Origin of the sequence: Micromonospora ferruginea, assembly GCF_013694245.2 — a bacterium.
GTDB classification, from domain to species: Bacteria; Actinomycetota; Actinomycetes; order Mycobacteriales; family Micromonosporaceae; genus Micromonospora; species Micromonospora robiginosa.
The window spans coordinates 1,179,058-1,194,399 of the sequence record NZ_CP059322.2 but is presented as its reverse complement, the minus strand read 5'-3'; the positions used below and the strand labels follow the sequence as shown (position 1 = coordinate 1,194,399).

At 75.3% G+C, this 15,342-nt stretch carries 12 protein-coding genes; 3 read left to right on the top strand and 9 right to left on the bottom strand.

The window, feature by feature from the left end; translation table 11 throughout:
- Positions 1-33: 33 nt before the first annotated feature.
- From H1D33_RS05320 to H1D33_RS05290, 7 genes are all read right to left on the bottom strand, one after another.
- A complete protein-coding gene (locus H1D33_RS05320; protein ID WP_181569124.1) occupies positions 34-1,335 on the bottom strand; it encodes an SWIM zinc finger family protein in 1,302 nt (433 codons plus the stop codon).
- Positions 1,332-4,121, bottom strand: coding sequence for a DEAD/DEAH box helicase (locus H1D33_RS05315; RefSeq protein WP_181569125.1), 2,790 nt, complete (start codon positions 4,119-4,121; stop codon positions 1,332-1,334). The genes H1D33_RS05320 and H1D33_RS05315 overlap by 4 nt, the downstream gene beginning before the upstream one ends.
- Before the next feature lie 125 nt (positions 4,122-4,246).
- A complete protein-coding gene (locus H1D33_RS05310; protein ID WP_181569126.1) occupies positions 4,247-5,281 on the bottom strand; it encodes an alpha-ketoacid dehydrogenase subunit beta in 1,035 nt (344 codons plus the stop codon).
- Between the two features lie 19 nt (positions 5,282-5,300).
- Positions 5,301-6,347, bottom strand: a complete 1,047-nt coding sequence (locus tag H1D33_RS05305; RefSeq protein ID WP_220138703.1) for a thiamine pyrophosphate-dependent dehydrogenase E1 component subunit alpha — start codon at positions 6,345-6,347, stop codon at positions 5,301-5,303.
- Positions 6,344-7,825: an NDP-hexose 2,3-dehydratase family protein gene (locus H1D33_RS05300; RefSeq protein ID WP_181569127.1), complete on the bottom strand. Its 1,482-nt coding sequence runs from the start codon at positions 7,823-7,825 to the stop codon at positions 6,344-6,346. The genes H1D33_RS05305 and H1D33_RS05300 overlap by 4 nt, the downstream gene beginning before the upstream one ends.
- Positions 7,825-9,120, bottom strand: coding sequence for an activator-dependent family glycosyltransferase (locus H1D33_RS05295; protein ID WP_181569128.1), 1,296 nt, complete (start codon positions 9,118-9,120; stop codon positions 7,825-7,827). The genes H1D33_RS05300 and H1D33_RS05295 overlap by 1 nt, the downstream gene beginning before the upstream one ends.
- A gap of 21 nt (positions 9,121-9,141) precedes the next feature.
- Positions 9,142-10,152: a cytochrome P450 family protein gene (locus tag H1D33_RS05290; RefSeq protein WP_220138704.1), complete on the bottom strand. Its 1,011-nt coding sequence runs from the start codon at positions 10,150-10,152 to the stop codon at positions 9,142-9,144.
- Positions 10,153-10,337: 185 nt separating this feature from the next.
- Between H1D33_RS05290 and H1D33_RS05285 the strand changes: the two genes are divergently transcribed.
- Positions 10,338-10,913 carry a dTDP-4-dehydrorhamnose 3,5-epimerase family protein gene (locus tag H1D33_RS05285; protein WP_181569129.1) on the top strand — a complete coding sequence of 192 codons (576 nt, stop codon included), beginning with the start codon at positions 10,338-10,340 and terminating at the stop codon, positions 10,911-10,913.
- Between the two features lie 61 nt (positions 10,914-10,974).
- On the opposite strand, the gene H1D33_RS05280 is transcribed toward H1D33_RS05285, so the two are convergent.
- Positions 10,975-11,427: a nuclear transport factor 2 family protein gene (locus tag H1D33_RS05280; RefSeq protein ID WP_181569130.1), complete on the bottom strand. Its 453-nt coding sequence runs from the start codon at positions 11,425-11,427 to the stop codon at positions 10,975-10,977.
- Positions 11,428-11,632: 205 nt separating this feature from the next.
- On the opposite strand from H1D33_RS05280, the gene H1D33_RS05275 reads away from it, so the two are divergent.
- Both H1D33_RS05275 and H1D33_RS05270 read left to right on the top strand, forming a co-directional pair.
- On the top strand, positions 11,633-12,640 hold the full coding sequence (locus H1D33_RS05275; RefSeq protein WP_181569131.1) for a DMT family transporter: 1,008 nt from the start codon (positions 11,633-11,635) through the stop codon (positions 12,638-12,640).
- Between the two features lie 40 nt (positions 12,641-12,680).
- Positions 12,681-14,132 (top strand): MFS transporter, encoded by a 1,452-nt coding sequence (locus H1D33_RS05270; protein WP_181569132.1) that lies wholly within the window; start codon positions 12,681-12,683, stop codon positions 14,130-14,132.
- A 67-nt stretch (positions 14,133-14,199) separates the two neighbouring features.
- On the opposite strand, the gene H1D33_RS05265 is transcribed toward H1D33_RS05270, so the two are convergent.
- The gene (locus H1D33_RS05265) at positions 14,200-15,300 is read right to left on the bottom strand and encodes an alpha/beta hydrolase (protein WP_181569133.1); all 1,101 of its coding nucleotides are present in this window, start codon (positions 15,298-15,300) and stop codon (positions 14,200-14,202) included.
- Positions 15,301-15,342 lie beyond the last annotated feature (42 nt).

Genomic DNA, 15,342 nt, shown 5'->3' with positions numbered 1-15,342 from the left:
CGGGACCCCGCCGGCCGGCCACCGGTCCGCGGCTCAGTCCTTCGCCAGATCCAGCAGCGCGTCGGCCGGCTCCGGGCCGGGCGGGCCCGCCGGCCACCACTGGCCCGACCGCCTGCGGAACGGATACCAGCGACCGTCGCGTCCGTAGCGCACCTGCACGTCCCGGCCCACGGTCCAGCGGTTACGCCAGTTCTTCACCTCCGGCGTGGCGCCACCGATGCCCGCGGCCTCGCGCAGCGCCTCGGTGGCCCGGGACACCAGTTCCTTCGGCGGGCCGAACACCGCGTCGACCACGTCCAGGCCGGCGGCGCCGGCGTACTCCCACGCCTTGATCGCCCGGGGCAGGTCGTCGGCCCGGCCGCTGGCCTCGCCGAGGCGGCGCGCGGCCCGCGAGCGCGGCATCCGCGACGCCAGTCGCACCGCGTCCTGCCAGGCGTCGGGCTCGGGGGCGAGCACCTCGGCCGCGGTCGCGGTGAGCAGGTCCCGGGCCCGGGACGCGGCGTCCGCGGCGAGCACCCCCAGCGCCTCGGCGTCCAGGCCGGGCGCGTCGTGCGCGGCCAGCAGCGGCGTGAGCGCCATCGGCTCACCGCGCACCGACGGCGGCGGCCCGGGCAGCTCGGCCGGGACGGCCGCGTACGCCTCCTCGGCCCGGTCGCCGACGGCGTCCTCCTCCTCGGCCGCGGCGGCGCGGCCGGTGTTGCGCGCGCGCAGCTCCTCGATCAGCTCCGGCTCGGCCCGCCCGCGCATCAGCAGCAGCACGAACGGGTCCCGGTCGAGCAGCCAGGACGCCTGGTAGGACAGGGCGGCGGCGTGCCGGCAGGGATGGTCCCAGGACGGGCAGTCGCACGCCGGCTCCAGGTCGCCGTAGCCGGGCAGCAACCGCACCCCGGCGTCGTCGGCGGTCTGCACCAGGTCGTGCGGCATGTCCCGGTCGAGCAGCGCGGCGATGTGCCCGGCCTTGGCGGCCACCTTGTCCAGCAGGCGGTCCCACTCCGCGTCGGAGAGCGTCCCGATCCGGACCACGGTGTCGTGCGGGGTGTACTGGTCGCCGTCGTGCACCGGCGCGGAGATCCGCCCGGGGCTCACCGTGATCGAGCCGACCTGGCCGGCGAACGCGTACCGCCGGCCCTTCTTGAGCTGTTCCGGGTCGAGCGCGGTGTGCTCCATCGACTCGATCCAGGCGTTGCCCCACCAGGTGTCGGCGAACTTCTTGCCGATCCGCCGGCCCGGCCCGAACGCCGGGAAACTGCGGGCCCGCCCGTCGTCCTCGACCGGTTCGGCCGCCTCGTCGTCCGCCTCGTCGTCGAACTCGAAGTCGAAGTCCACGTCGCTCATCCCTCCTCACGAAGCTGCACGAGCCGGAACAGCTCGGCGTCGGACAGTTCGGTCAGGGCGGTCTCGCCGCCGCTGAGCACGGCGTCGGCCAGCTCCCGCTTGGACTCCAGCAGCGCGGCGATCCGGTCCTCCAGGGTGCCCTGGGCGATCAGCCGGTGCACCTGCACCGGCTTGGTCTGGCCGATCCGGTACGCCCGGTCGGTGGCCTGCTCCTCCACCGCCGGGTTCCACCACCTGTCGTAGTGGATGACGTGGTCGGCGCGGGTCAGGTTGAGGCCGGTGCCGGCCGCCTTGAGCGACAGCAGGAACACCGGCACCGCGCCGGCCTGGAACCGGCGGACCATCTCCTCGCGCTGCGGCACCGGCGTGCCGCCGTGCAGCAGTTGCGCCGGCACGCCCCGCTCGGCCAGGTGCCGCTCCAGCAGCCGGGCCATCTGCACGTACTGGGTGAAGACCAGGGCGCCGCCGTCCTCGGCGAGGATGGTCTCCAGCAGGTCGTCGAGGCGCTGCAACTTCTCCGAACGGCCGGAGAGCTTGCCGTGCGGCTCCTTGAGGTAGTGCGCCGGGTGGTTGCACACCTGCTTCAGGCCGACGAGGAGCTTCAGCACCAGACCGCGCCGGGCGATGCTGGTCGGGCTGGTGCGGATCTCACCCATCACCTCGTCGACGACCCGCCGGTAGAGCGTCGCCTGCTCGTCGGTGAGCGAGATCAGGTGGTCGGTGACCGTCTTCGGCGGCAGCTCCGGCGCGATGCCCGGGTCGGACTTGCGGCGGCGCAGCAGGAAGGGCCGGACCAGGCGGGCGAGCCGGTCCACGCCCGATGTGTCCCGGTCCACCTCGATCGGCCGGGCCCACCGGGCCCGGAACGTGCCGACCTTGTCCAGCAGCCCGGGCGTGGTCCAGTCGAGGATGGTCCACAGCTCGGAGAGGTTGTTCTCCACCGGCGTGCCGGTGAGCGCGAGTCGGGCGCCGGCCGGGATCTCGCGCAACGCCTTCGCGGTGCCGCTGAGCCGGTTCTTGACGTACTGCGCCTCGTCCGCCACCACCATCCCCCACCGCTGCCCCCCCAGCACCGCGGCGTCCAGGCGCATGGTGCCGTAGCTGGTCAGCACGAACCCGTCGGCGAGTCCGTCGAGCGAGCGGGCGGCCCCGTGGAACCGGCGGACCGGCACGTCCGGGGCGAACCGCCGGATCTCGCGTTCCCAGTTGCCCAGCACCGAGGCCGGGCAGACCACGAGCGTCGGCCCGGCGAGCGCCGGATCGGCACGGCGGCGCAGGTGCAGCGAGATGACCGTGATCGTCTTGCCCAGACCCATGTCGTCGGCGAGGCAGCCGCCGAAGCCGAGCGAGGTCATCCGGTCCAGCCAGCGCAGCCCGCGCAACTGGTACTCGCGCAGCGTGCCGTCCAGCCCGGTCGGCGGGGCCAGCGGCTCGGGGCCGCCGTCCGGCTCGGCGATCCGCTCGCGCAGCGCGCCGAGCCAGCCGTCGGCCACCACCTCGACGCGCTCGTCGTCCACCTCCGTGCTGGCGATCAGCGTCGCGGCCAGCGCGTCGTACGCCTTGAGCGGGCGGAGCTGCCGCTCCCGGGCCTTGCGCGCCAGCTCCGGCTCGACCGCCACCCACTGCCCGCGCAGCGCGACGATGGGCCGGGACTTGGCGACCAGGTCCATCTCCGCGTCGGTGAGCGCCTCACCGGCGAACGTGAGCTGCCAGCTCTGCGGCAGCAGCGCCGCCGAGCGGAAGAAACCGGCCGGATCCGCCGGCTGTTCCGGTGGCGAGCCGATCAGAACGCGGGCGTTGAGCTCGCGGGAGATCTGCGGCGGCCACTCGACGTCGATGCCGGCCCCGGCGAGCCGCCGCTCGGCGCCGCCGAGGAGGTCGATCAGGTCCTCGTCGAGCAACTCCAGCTCGACCGGGGCGGCCTCGTCGAGCAGCCGCCCCAGCGGCTGCCACACCGTCGCGGCCCGGCGCACCGCGAGCATGGCCTCGAACGTCGCCTGCTCGCCGAGCCCGTGCTCGTCGCCCTCCCACAGCGCCGCCGCGTCGCTGACCAGGGTCGGGTCGGCGAGGCTGCGCATGCGGACCACGGCGGTGAGACCGGTGGTCTCGAAGTCGCCCCGCCCCTCCAGCCGCAACGCCACCCGCAACCCGGTGTCCACGCCGGCGGAGACCTCCTGCGCCCACTCGCGCAGCTCCTCCACCGGCTCCGGGTCCAGGCCGGTGAACCGGTCGTCGCCGGTCAGCCACGGCGCCGCCGGGATGCGCGGCAGCGTGTCGGCCACCGCGTCCAGGAACGCCCGGACCAGGTCCTCGGCGTCGGGCAGCACGATGGTCTCGGCGAACGGGTCGACGGGCACGGCGCGGGCCTCGGCCGGCATCGCCGCGGCGAGCGCGCGGATGCGCTGCACGTCGGCGACGTCGAACGGGCCGACCCGCCAGGCGTCGTGCCCGTCCGGGGTGACGCCGGGCAGCAGCCGGCCGCGCGCGACCAGGTGCAGGCCGGTGACCGCGACGGCCGACCAGAACGCCGCGGCGGGCGTCACGTCCGTCTCGTCGCGCAGCGCGACGAGATGCCGCACCGCGTCGGCGACCGGCATGGCGCAGACCTGCACCTGCCACGCGGCGACCGGCCCGTCGAGGGGCAGGGCCAGCTCCAGCTCGCGGACCTCGCCCAGCTCGTCGAACTCGTCCGGCACCGCGTCGCCGGTCGGGTCGTAGAAGCTCACCGTGCCGGCCCGGGGCGGATCGCCCGGCTCGAAGACGACCGCGAACCGCCCGAGTAGCACCCTGATACCTCCCGATTGTCGACGCGGGCGGCAGCCACCCGCCGGTCGCCCGCCCGTCTAGCGTACAACGTACCGTAGAGTACCCGACGGAGCCGTCCGGCCGGGACGGACGCGGTCGTGCCCGGTCAGTACGGGCCGTGGAAACCGGCCGCCGCGCTGGTCAACCGCGGCAGCTCACCGCGCCGGTCACCGACCAGGGCCAGGCACGCCTCGACGATCTCGTCCGCGCCCGGATGGAACGCCTCCTCCAGCGGCCACGACACCGGCGCCGGGCAGTCCGGCAGCGTCACCCGGCGCACCGGCGCGCGCAACGCCTCCGGCACCGTCTCCGCCACCACGGCGGCCACCTCCGCGGCGAAGCCGTAGCGGGCCCAACTGGTGTCGGCCACCACGAGCCGGCCGGTGCGCGCGACCGACTCGCAGATGATCCGCTCGTCCAACGGCCGGATGCTGCGCACGTCCACCACCTCCACCCCGACCCCCCGGGTCGCCAACTGGTCGGCGGCACGCAACGCCTCGGCCACCATCAGCGAGGCGGCGACCACCGTCACGTCGTCGCCGGCGCGGGCGATCCGGCCCACCCCGAACGGCACCGGCTCCGGCTCCTCCGGCACCGGCCCGGTCATCGGGTAGAGGTTGCGGTTCTCGATCAGCACCACCGGGGTGTCCCCGCGCAGCGCCTGCACCAGCAGGCCCTTCGCGTCCGCCGGCGACGCGGGCGTGGCCACGTACAGGCCGGCGTAGTGGCCGAACGTCGCGTGCGGGCTCTGCGAGTGGGTGGCGCCCTGCCCCCAGCCCCGGCCCACCACGCCCCGGGTCACCACCGGCGCGCCGCCCTGGTCGCCGTACATGTAGCGCCACTTCGCGGCCAGGTTCACCAGCGCGTCCATGGCCAGGAACATGAAGTCCGCCCGGGTGTGCACCACCAGCGGACGCATCCCGTTGGCCGCCGCGCCGATCGCGATGCCGGCGCAGGCGTTCTCCGAGTTCGGCACGTCGACCACCCGCGCCGCGCCGTACCGCTCGAAGGCGGTCTTCGTGGTGCCGAACGTGCCCTTGTGGTCGTCCACCCCCTCCCCCAGCACCAGCACGGTCGGGTCCTCCGCCATGCACTGCACGGTGGCCTCGCTGATCGCCTGCCAGTACGTCAGTTCCCGCATCACGCTCCCCTTCCCCGGCTCAGCGACCGGCGCCGTACGCGCCGTCGACCAACGTGGACACCGGCGGCCAGGCGGCCGCCCGTGCCACCCGGACCGCGTCGCGCACCTCGGCGCGGTACCGCCGCTCCCACTCCCGCACCCAGTCGTCCAGGCCCGGCTGCGTCGGCCGGGCCACCTCGACCGCCCGGCGGATCGGGCACCGCGCCATCCACGCGTCGATCTCCTCCCGGGAGCGGTACCCGTGGTCGTGGTCCCACCCCGGGCCCACGTGCTCGCGCCACCGGTAGGTGTGCAGCTCCAGGAAGGCCGGGCCGGCGCCGGTCCGGCACCGCTGCACGGCGGCGCGGGCGGCGGCCCGCACCGCGTACACGTCGTTGCCGTCGACCGAGCGGGCCCACAGCCCGTACGCGGTGACCCGGTCGGTGATGGTCGACCCGGCCGGCTGCCGCTGGCCCAGCGGCGACGAGATCGAGTAGAGGTTGTTCTCGCAGAGGAACACCACCGGCACCCGGTGCACCTGGGCGAAGTTGACCGCCTCGTGGAACACCCCCTCCTCGGTGGCGCCGTCGCCGAAGAAGGTCAGCGCGACCTGGGGCCGCCCCCGCAGCGCCGCGGACCAGCCGGCGCCCACCGCGACCGAGATCATCTCGCCGAGGATGGCCGCCGAGCCGGCGAACCCGGCCGACCGGTCGACCAGGTGGATCGACCCGCCGCGACCGCGCGCGCAGCCGGACTCCCGGCCGTACAGCTCGGCCACCATGGCCCGCAGGTCACCACCCATGGCGAGGTACGGGGCGTGCGACCGGTGCCCGGTGTAGACCAGGTCGTCCGGCCCGGTCGCGGCGGCGACGCCCACCGCCGTCGCCTCCTGGCCGATCGAGAAGTGGGTGGGGGTCCGCATCTCCTGGTCGTCGCGGTACCGGTCGCAGAGTTCCTCCTCGACGCAGCGGATGCGCACCATGTCCCGGATCAGCGCGGCCTCCGGACCGGCCGGTTCGGGGCCGGTGGGCGCGGCGCCGTCGGCCGGGACGGGCGCCGGCACGGTGTCGGCGGGGGCAGCGGTCATGACTCTCCTCTGTTCGGGTGCCGGAGGCTGTGCAGGCAGGCGACCAGGCTGCGGGCCTGGACGTTGAGGTAGTGGCTGTGGCGCAGCAACGCGTCGAGCTGGCGCACCGTCACCCAGCGGTAGTCGGGGTGCGTCGGCACCCCGCGCGGTCCGACCTCCACCACCAGGTAGCGGTTGCGGGTGTGGAAGAACCGCCCGCCCTCCTCGGAGAGCGTGGCCGCGAACCGCACCCGCTCCGGCGGCGCGTCCAACACCTCGTCGAGGTACGGCGGCCGGGCCCCGGCCGGCAGGTCGAGGTAGTTGTCCGGCTGGCACTGCACGGTCGGGGCCAGCTCCACCACGTCGACGGAACCGGGCTCGGCCCGGGCGTGCACGAGCACGTGCAGCACCCCGCCGACGCGGCGGACCAGGAACGCGACGACACCGGTGCCGACCGCCTCGATCATCGGCTGGGTCCAGCCGTCGACCTCCCGGCCCCGGGCGCGTACCGCCACGCCCACCACCTCGAAGAAACGGCCACGGTGGTGCGCGATCCGCCCGTCGCGCCACCGCCATCCGTGGGTCTCCGCCAGCGGCACCCGCCGGGCCTGCATGGCGGTCAGGCTGCGCCGGTCGGTGACCCAGCTCAGCAGCTCCGCCGACAGCGCGGCCGAGGCCGCGCGGGCCGAGCGGCGCAGCGCCGCCCGGAACCGGTCGTCGGTGGGCAGCGGGTCGGGCGGCTCGTCCGGTGTCACCCCGGTCAGCGGCAGGCAGGCCAGCACGGTACGGGTGTCCATGTTGACCACGTCGTCCACGGCGAGCAGCCGGTGCAACTGGCCGAGCGTCAGCCAGCGGAAGCCCGGCCGTACCGGCAGGTCCTCGCGCACCTCGACGACCATGTTGCGGTTGCGCTTGCGATGGAACCAGGCACCCTGCTCGGACTGGCGCACGTCGGCGATCACCCGGTGCCGTTCCCGGTCGCGGAAGTATTCCAGGTAGGGCACCGCCCGGCCGCCGTGCGCGCCGGTGTAGTTGCTCCGGGTCGCCTGCACGGTGGGCGAGATCTGCAGCCCGTTGACGTTTCCGGGCTCCGCCTTCGCCTGCACCAGGAAGTGCAGCACGCCGTCGAACTCCCGGGCCAGCAGGCCGAGCACGCCCACCTCGGGCTGGTCGATGACCGGCTGCCGCCAGTGCGGCACCGGACCGTCCGGCGCGGTCACGTCGAGGCCGTGGATCCGGTAGAACCGGCCGGTGCGGTGCACCAGGTCCCCGCGGCCGGGGACCGCCGACCAGCCCACCAGGTCCTCCAACGGCACCCGCTCGGCGGTGGTCCAGCTCCGCTCGGCGAGGTCCGCGAGCCAGCCGAGCACGGCGGCCACCCCGTCACCGGGATGGGCGGCCGAGCGGGCGATCCGGTCGGCCGAGGCGGCCCGGTCGGTCGCCTGCCCGCCCGGCACCGGACGGGCGACCAGGCGCAGGCGACGCCGCGACGCCGCCATCAGCGCCGCTCCCCGCCGGCCGTGACCCGGTGCTCCAGGACCATCTTCTCCAGCACCGGCACCACGTCGGCCGGGGTGGGCTGGGCCGTCGCCTCGTCGCGCAACGCGCGCGCCCCGGCCCGCAGCGCCGGGTCGGTGAGCAGCCGCAGCACGGCGGCCCGGACCGCGTCCACGGTGGCCTCCGCCGCCGGCAGGCACAGGCCGGCGCCCAGCTCCTCGGTGCGGCGCGCCTTGGCGAGGGTGTCCCAGCCGTACGCGATCATGAGCTGCGGCACGCCGTGCGTCTCGGCGGCGGCCCGGGTGCCCACGCCGCCGTGGTGCACGATCGCGGCGCACGTCGGCAGCAGGTCGTGCAGCGGCACGAAGTCCACCACCCGGGTGTTTGCCGGCAGCCGGCCCACCTGCTCCCGGTGCGCCGCGTCGAGCGTGGCGACGATCTCCACGTCGAGGTCCGCCATGCCGGCGAGCAGCTCACCGACGGACGCGGCCGACCGGTCCATCTCGCCGGAGACACCGAGCGTGAGGCAGACCCGCGGCCGCGACGGCGGGACCCGCAGCCAGTCCGGCACCACGGCCGGCCCGTTGTACGGCACGTGCCGCATCCCGACCGTCGTCCGGTCCAGCGGCAGCCGGGTGCCCGGCGGCGTGGTGTCGATGGTGAAGTGGCCGGTGCGCACCGTCTCGTCGTAGCGGGCGCCGTGGCGGGCCAGCACCGCGGACAGCCACTCCGCGGTCGGGTCCTCCCGGTCGGCCGGGTCCCGCCGGGCCGCCAGCCGCAGGAACTCCTGCCGCGCCCGCAGCGTGATGTCCGGGCCGTAGACGAGCCGGGCGTGCGGCACCCCGAGCACCGTCGCGACGACCGCGCCGGCCAGCGTGAACGGTTCCCAGATCACCAGGTCGGGCCCCCACGAGCGGGCGAACGCCACCAGGTCGTCGATCATCGGGTCGGTGTTGAACGAGGCGAACAACGCGCCGATCATCACCTTCTCCAGGCCGAGCAGGCCGGCCCAGTCCCAGCCGGCCGGGTCGGCGCGCGCGAAGTCGAAGTGCTGCACGTGCTCGGAGCCGCCCGCGGCCAGCAGCTCGCCGAGCAGCTCCGGTGCCCACGGGTCGGTGGCGTACCACTCGGCGTCGCCGACCGGCACGGCGGTCAGCCCGCTGCCGGTGACCGCGTCGGTCAGATCGGGCTGGCCGGCCACCCGGACCTCGTGCCCGGCGCTCCGCAGCGCCCAGGCCAGCGGCACCAGCGGAAACCAGTGGGTGGGGTGCGGCATGCAGACGAACAGGACCCGCATCCGGTTCTCCTCTCCTCGGTCTCAGATCACCCGCACCGGGAACCGCACCGCCGTGCCGGTCACCGGCGCGCGGCCGGGCCGCACCGGCGACCCGTCGGGCCGCAACCCGGGCGCGGCGGCGGCGAGCCGGGGCAGCAGCGCCTCGGCGTACCACCGGGCGAAGCCGACCGGGCCGGCCCATGGGCCGCCCGGGGTCAGCACCGGCGCGGCCGGGCGGTCCGGGTCGAACCGGTCCGGGTCGGCGAACACCGTGCCGTCCCGGTTGGCGGTGGCGAGCACCACCACCATCCGGTCGCCGGGGGCCAGCAGCCCGCGACCCCAGGCCGGGGCGGCCTCCACGCGGGCCGGCCACAGCCGCAGCGGCGGCGCGTACCGCCACGTCTCGGTCACCACCCGGGCCGCGAAGCCCGGCTCGGCGGCCAGCCGGGACCAGCCGCCGGCGCCGAGCAGCGCCGCGACGGCGTTGAGCACCAGGGTGGTGGCCAGCCGCACGCCGGTCGCCGCGAGCAGCGGCCGGTCGGTGCGCTCGGACAGCTCCGCGCCGGCCTCGGCCAGCCGGACGGCCGGGACCGGGGCCGGCGCGCGCAGCGCCGCGTCCACCGCCGGCTCCACGTCCGCCAGCAGCGCCGCCGTGCCGGCGTCCCCGCCGGCCAGCACCCGGACGACGTCACGCCGGACGACGGCGGCCAGGTCACCGCGGTCGGGCAGCGTCCCGAGATCGGGCGCGGGCGGGGTCGGGGCGCCGGGCGGGTCGGCGGGCAGGTCGAACGGCGTGGTGGGAACGACGTGCCCGCCGGCCGTCGCGCGCGCCGCCCCCGCGTGGTCGGTGACCAGCCAGTCGCCGGTGGCGGCCCGCCACAGCGGTCCCCGCTCCCGCAGCCGCTCCGGCTCACCGCCGGGCAGCCCGCACAGCAACCGGGCGTACGGGTCGCCCCGGGCGGCGTGCAGCCAGAGCAGTCCTTCGGTGAGCTGGAGCCGGCGCAGGAGCCGCTGGTCCGCCTCGGGTTCGCGTCGCCGTCGTGCCTGCCGCACCCCGCACCCTCCTCGTGTCCGGTCCCGCCGCGGGACGTCGCGGCCGGTCGGTGCCCCACCCTGCCGGTGGCCCCTCGAGAACCGCCCCAGCCCGGCTGGACGCCGCCGGCCGGCGGTCCGATCTGGACCGTCCCTCGAGCCGGGGCGGCAACCGTTGGCGGGCCCTTCGACTGATCGGAGCCGTCATGACCCCTCCACCCGTCACCTCCGGCACGCGCCTGCCGGAGATCTGGAGCGCGCCGCTGACCCCCCGCCCCGACGTCCGCGGCCACTTCGTCGAGGTGTTCCGGGCCAGCACCCTCGCCGCGGCGACCGGCGTCGACCTGCCGGTGACGCAGGCCAGCCTCTCGGTGTCACGCCGGGGGGTGATCCGGGGCGTGCACTACTTCCCGGACGGCCCGGGACAGACCAAGGTGGTGTCCTGCGTGCACGGCGCGGTGCTCGACTGCGTGGTCGACCTGCGCGTCGACTCACCGACGTTCGGCCGGTGGACGGCCACCCGGCTCGACCAGGACGCGCCGCACGCGCTGTACGTGCCGCGCGGCTTCGGGCACTCCTTCGTGTCCCTCACCGAGGGCGCGGTGATGCTCTACCTGTGCGACGTCGAGTACGTGCCGGACCGTGAGCTGACCGTCCACCCCTTCGACGCCGACCTGGGCCTGCCGTGGCCGGCCGAACCGGAGCCGATCGTCTCGGAGCGCGACCTCGCCGCGCCGACGTTGCGCGAGGCACGGCGGGCCGGCCTGCTGCCGACGATCTGAACACGACCGTGACCCGGCGGCGCGGCTTCCCTACGCACCGCCGGGTCACGGAGCCGGTGGGTCAGGTCCGGTCGTCCCGGGTGACCCGGCGGTGCCGGACCAGGAGCTGCCCGTCGGCGCCGCGCACCAGCACGTCGTGCGTGACGCACATGAGGTGCAGGCGCGGCTCGCCGTCGCGGGGCGTGGCGATGATCTGCGCGTAGCTGCGGACCGTCAACGACCCGTCGTCCTGCGGCCGGACGTTCACCGACAGCAGCAGGTGCCGGTGCTGTTCGCCCTTGCGGCGCAGCTCGGCGTGGGCCTGTTCCGCCCCGGCCGCCAGCGCGTCCCGCCCGACGATCGGCCGGGGGGCCGACGGTGGCGCGAACACGCCGTCCGGGGTGAACGTGTCGGCCCACTCCCGCGCCGCGCCGCTGTCCAGCAGGTGCATGTGCCATGCGTAGAACTGCTGGACCTCGGCGTACACCCGGGCGAAGGCCGTCCGGTCCGGAATGTTCTCGGTCTGCACGGTCATCGGTGCCGCCCTCTCTCCGCGTCTGCTCGGCGGTGTCGGTGACCGCGATGCTTCCCGGTGCCGCTGGAGGACCGCTGGCGGCGTGGACGGGACACGGCCCCGCGCCGCGTCCAGCGGTTCTCCGGCGGCGCTCGATCCGTGGCCAGAAGCCTGTGACGCAGCCCAGCCGGCCGGACCGGCCGACGCTTCGCGAGAGGGATCGACGATGAGTCGTGGTGGATTGATGCGCTTCGGCGCGGTGGCCCTGATGTGGGGCTCGACGTACTTCTGGATCAAGATGGCGCTCGGCGGGATGAACCCCACCCAGTTCAGCCTCGTCCGGGTCGCGATCGGCGCGGTGGCCATGCTGGCGATCGTCGTGCTGACCGGCGCGGCGCTGCCCCGACGCCCCGACGTCTGGCTCCGCCTGCTGCTGGTCGCCTTCCTGGTCAACGCGTTGCCGGTGCTGCTGGTGCAGATCGTGCCGGACGCCACGGGTGAGGACGTCGGCGTGGTGTCGGTGTTCAACGCCAGCGTGCCGCTGTGGGCGCTGCTGCTCGCGCCGCTGCTGCGCGAGCGCGCCGTCGGCGGGCGGACGGTGGCCGGCGTGCTGATCGGGTTCGCCGGCGTGCTGCTGATGTTCCCGCCGTGGGAGCAGGTCTCCCGCTGGTTCACCTGGAGCTCGCTGATCAACTTCGTGGCCGCGGTGGCGTACGGGTACGCGCTGTTCTACATGGTGCGCGTCATGCGCGAGGAGAACATGCGCCCGCTGGTGCTCTCGGCCACCCAGGCGCTGTTCGGCGTGGCCTGGGCGGCGCTGACGCTGACCTGGCAGGACTGGGGTCCGGCGCCCACCTGGTCGTCGGAGGTGCTGATCGCGCTGGCGGTGCTCGGCATCCTCAACACCGCCGTGGTCTTCACGTTCTTCGTCCGGATGGTCCGCGACGACGGCCCGGTCCTGTCGTCGACCGTGCTCTACCTGGTGCCGGTGGTGCTGCTGCTGGGCAGCGTCTGGCTGGAGGACGCCCCGCTCACCGCGCTCCAGGTGGTCGGCATGGTCGTCGCGGCGGTCGGCGTGCTGGTGGCCCGCCTCGGCACCGGGCCGGCCGGGTCCGCCGAACCGGCCGACGTGGACGCCGAGCCCGCCGGCCCGGACGCGCCGGCACGGCCGGTCACGCCGGCCGTCGGCCGGCCCGCCGGCTCCCGCACCGCCGCGCACCGGCGGGCGATCTGATGCCCGCCCGGCCGGCCCACCACGAGTCAGGAGCACCGAGATGTCCACGTCCCTGACCGCCGCGCCGTCGGCGGTTCGCGCCCCGCACCGGTACGGCCTCGCGCTGGCGGTCGTCGTGGCCGGCCAGACGATGATCCTGGTCGACGAGATGATCGTGAACATCGCGCTGCCCGGGATGAGCACCGACCTGTCCCTCGGCCCGGTGGCGCTGTCCTGGGTGATCAACGCCTACCTGCTCACCTACGGCGGCCTGCTGCTGCTCGGCGGCCGGGCCGGGGACATCCTCGGCCGGCGGAAGGTGTTCCTCACCGGCGTCGCGCTGTTCTCGCTGGCCTGCCTGGCCCGCGGGCTGGCCACCGAACCGTGGATGCTGATCACCGCGCGGGCGGTGCAGGGGGTGGGCGCGGCGCTCACCGCGCCCTGCGTGCTGGCGCTGATCGTGAGCATGTTCGCCGAGGGGCCGCTGCGCCGCCGCGCGATCGCCGTCTACACGGCGGTGGGCGGGCTCGGCGCGGCGCTGGGGCTGCTGCTCGCCGGCACCGTCACCTCGGCCAGTTCCTGGCGGTGGGTGCTCATGCTCAACGTGCCGGTCGGCCTGCTGGTGCTGCTGGCCGCGCCGTTCGTGGTCCGGGAGACGCCGCCGCACCCGGGCCGCTTCGACGTGGCCGGCGCGCTCAGCTCGGCGCTCGGCGTCGCCGCGCTGGTCTGGGCGCTGTCCGCGGTGGGCAGCGAGGGCTGGCGCGACGCGACCGTGCAGCTCCTGGTCGCGGCCGGGCTCGCCCTGATCGCCGTCTTCGTCTTCGTCGAACGGCGCGCCCGACAGCCGATCGTGGTGCCGCGGTTGTTCGCCGACCGGGACCGGGTGTGCGCCTACCTGGCGGTGCTGCTGGTGCAGGGCAGCCAGATCGGCCAGCTCTTCTTCCTCACCCAGTTCCTGCAGCAGGGCCTCGGCTACTCGCCGATGCAGGCCGCGCTGGCGTTCCTGCCGGTGACGGCGACGCTGCTGGCCCTCGCCGGCGTGGTGGTCAAGCTGCAACCGAGGATCGGCGCCCGACCGCTCGTGGTCCTCGGCGCGGTGATGCTCATCGGCTCGAACCTGCTGCTGTCCCGGCTGGACCTGGACACCCGCTACCCGACCGACGTGCTGCCGGCGCTGCTGCTGCTGGGCGCGGGCATCGCCCTGGGCACCATCCCGGCGACCGTGCTGGGCACCTCCGGGGTCAACGACGACGAGACCGGCTCGGCGTCGAGCGTGATCACCGCGACGACCACGCTGGGCGCGTCGCTCGCGCTGGCGGTCCTGGTCACCGTCATGACGGCGGCGAGCACCCGGGCGGCCACCACCCCGCCGGTCGGCCTGCCGGCGGAGGCGGTGCCCGGGTACGCGTTCCTGCACGGCATGTCCGCCGCCTTCGTCGCGGGCGCGGTGTTCGCCGTCGCCACGCTGCTGGTCGCGCTGTTCATCCGCCGTCGGCCGGTCGCTCGCCGGTGAGCGGTACGCCGGAGACGGTGCGGGGGCCGGTGGGACGTCCCACCGGCCCCCGTCGCGTGCCCGGGGCTCAGCGACGCCCGGCGCGCATGCTGTGCTCGAGCCAGGTGCGGGTGCGGCCGATCCAGCCCGGCGCGGTGCGGTGCAGGTTGAGCGCGTGGCCGGTCCGGCCGACCACCTCGACCCGCAGCCGCGCGTTCGGGTACCACCGCCGCTCCTGGTGGTACAGCGACGCCGAGCTGGCGCAGTCACTGCCCTCCGGACCGCAGACCAGCTTGTCGCGCTGGCCGACGACGATGAGCACGGGCACCCGGATCGCCGCGTTCTGGTCCGGCGTCGGGTGCTCCTCGGTGTAGACGTCGGCCTGCTTGGTCAGCTCGTCCAGCCGCACCACCCGCGGGTCCGCGCCGGCCCGCTCGTAGAACCAGGTGCCGCGGGCGCCCGGCCGGGTGGTGTAGTAGGCCGGGTCGAGGTCGCGACCGGCGAGAACCGGGTCGTCCGCGGCGGAGTGGATCACCTCGTCCCAGGGGATCTCCACCCGGGCGCTGGCCTCCGCGGTCAGCACCAGCCCGTCGACCCACCGCGGGTGCCGGATGGCCATGGTGCGCGCGAGCGTGGACCCGAAGGAGTGGCCGACGAGCACCACCTTGTCGAACCGGCGGCCGATCACGTCACCGCGCCGGACGGCCCGGAGCAGTTGCGTCATCACCGCGCTCTGGGTGTCCGGGGCGTACCTGTCGAACGGTGGCGCCGAGCTGGCGCCGGCACCGAGCCGGTCGACCACCAGCACGGCGTGCCCGGCGGCGGTCATCGTCTCGACGTACGACGGGCGGCGCGGGTCGCCGCGCAGGAACCAGTAGGCCTGGCCGTACGTGCCGCCGGGGATGAGCAGTTGGAGCGTCCGGACCCGCCCGCGCGACGGCAGGCAGAGCGTGGCGCTGATCCGCTGGTCGACCGGGCCGCCCGCGGTGAGCGCCACCGGGAAGGTGAGCGCCCGGCACCGCATCGGCAGCAGGCCGGCGGGACGGATGGCCGGCGTCCCCGGCGTGGTCGCGGACACCGGGACGGCGGTGTGGGTCGGACCGGCCGCCCGCGCGGGCGGGGCGAGCGGGATCAGGGCCGTCGCCGCCACCACGGCGGCGGTGACGGCGGGCAGGGCTCTGGTGCGCAAGGTCTTCCTCCTCGGGGCTCCCCCGTCCGAACAACGAGCTGC

What these genes read in the sequence shown, in the direction of transcription:
- H1D33_RS05295 (WP_181569128.1), bottom strand. Translation starts at nt 9,120, where the DNA reads ATGCGGGTCCTGTTCGTCTGCATGCCGCACCCCACCCACTGGTTTCCG.
- H1D33_RS05300 (WP_181569127.1), bottom strand. Translation starts at nt 7,825, where the DNA reads ATGGCGGCGTCGCGGCGTCGCCTGCGCCTGGTCGCCCGTCCGGTGCCG.
- H1D33_RS05275 (WP_181569131.1), top strand. Translation starts at nt 11,633, where the DNA reads ATGAGTCGTGGTGGATTGATGCGCTTCGGCGCGGTGGCCCTGATGTGG.
- H1D33_RS05280 (WP_181569130.1), bottom strand. Translation starts at nt 11,427, where the DNA reads ATGACCGTGCAGACCGAGAACATTCCGGACCGGACGGCCTTCGCCCGG.
- H1D33_RS05270 (WP_181569132.1), top strand. Translation starts at nt 12,681, where the DNA reads ATGTCCACGTCCCTGACCGCCGCGCCGTCGGCGGTTCGCGCCCCGCAC.
- H1D33_RS05285 (WP_181569129.1), top strand. Translation starts at nt 10,338, where the DNA reads ATGACCCCTCCACCCGTCACCTCCGGCACGCGCCTGCCGGAGATCTGG.
- H1D33_RS05320 (WP_181569124.1), bottom strand. Translation starts at nt 1,335, where the DNA reads ATGAGCGACGTGGACTTCGACTTCGAGTTCGACGACGAGGCGGACGAC.
- H1D33_RS05310 (WP_181569126.1), bottom strand. Translation starts at nt 5,281, where the DNA reads ATGCGGGAACTGACGTACTGGCAGGCGATCAGCGAGGCCACCGTGCAG.
- H1D33_RS05305 (WP_220138703.1), bottom strand. Translation starts at nt 6,347, where the DNA reads ATGACCGCTGCCCCCGCCGACACCGTGCCGGCGCCCGTCCCGGCCGAC.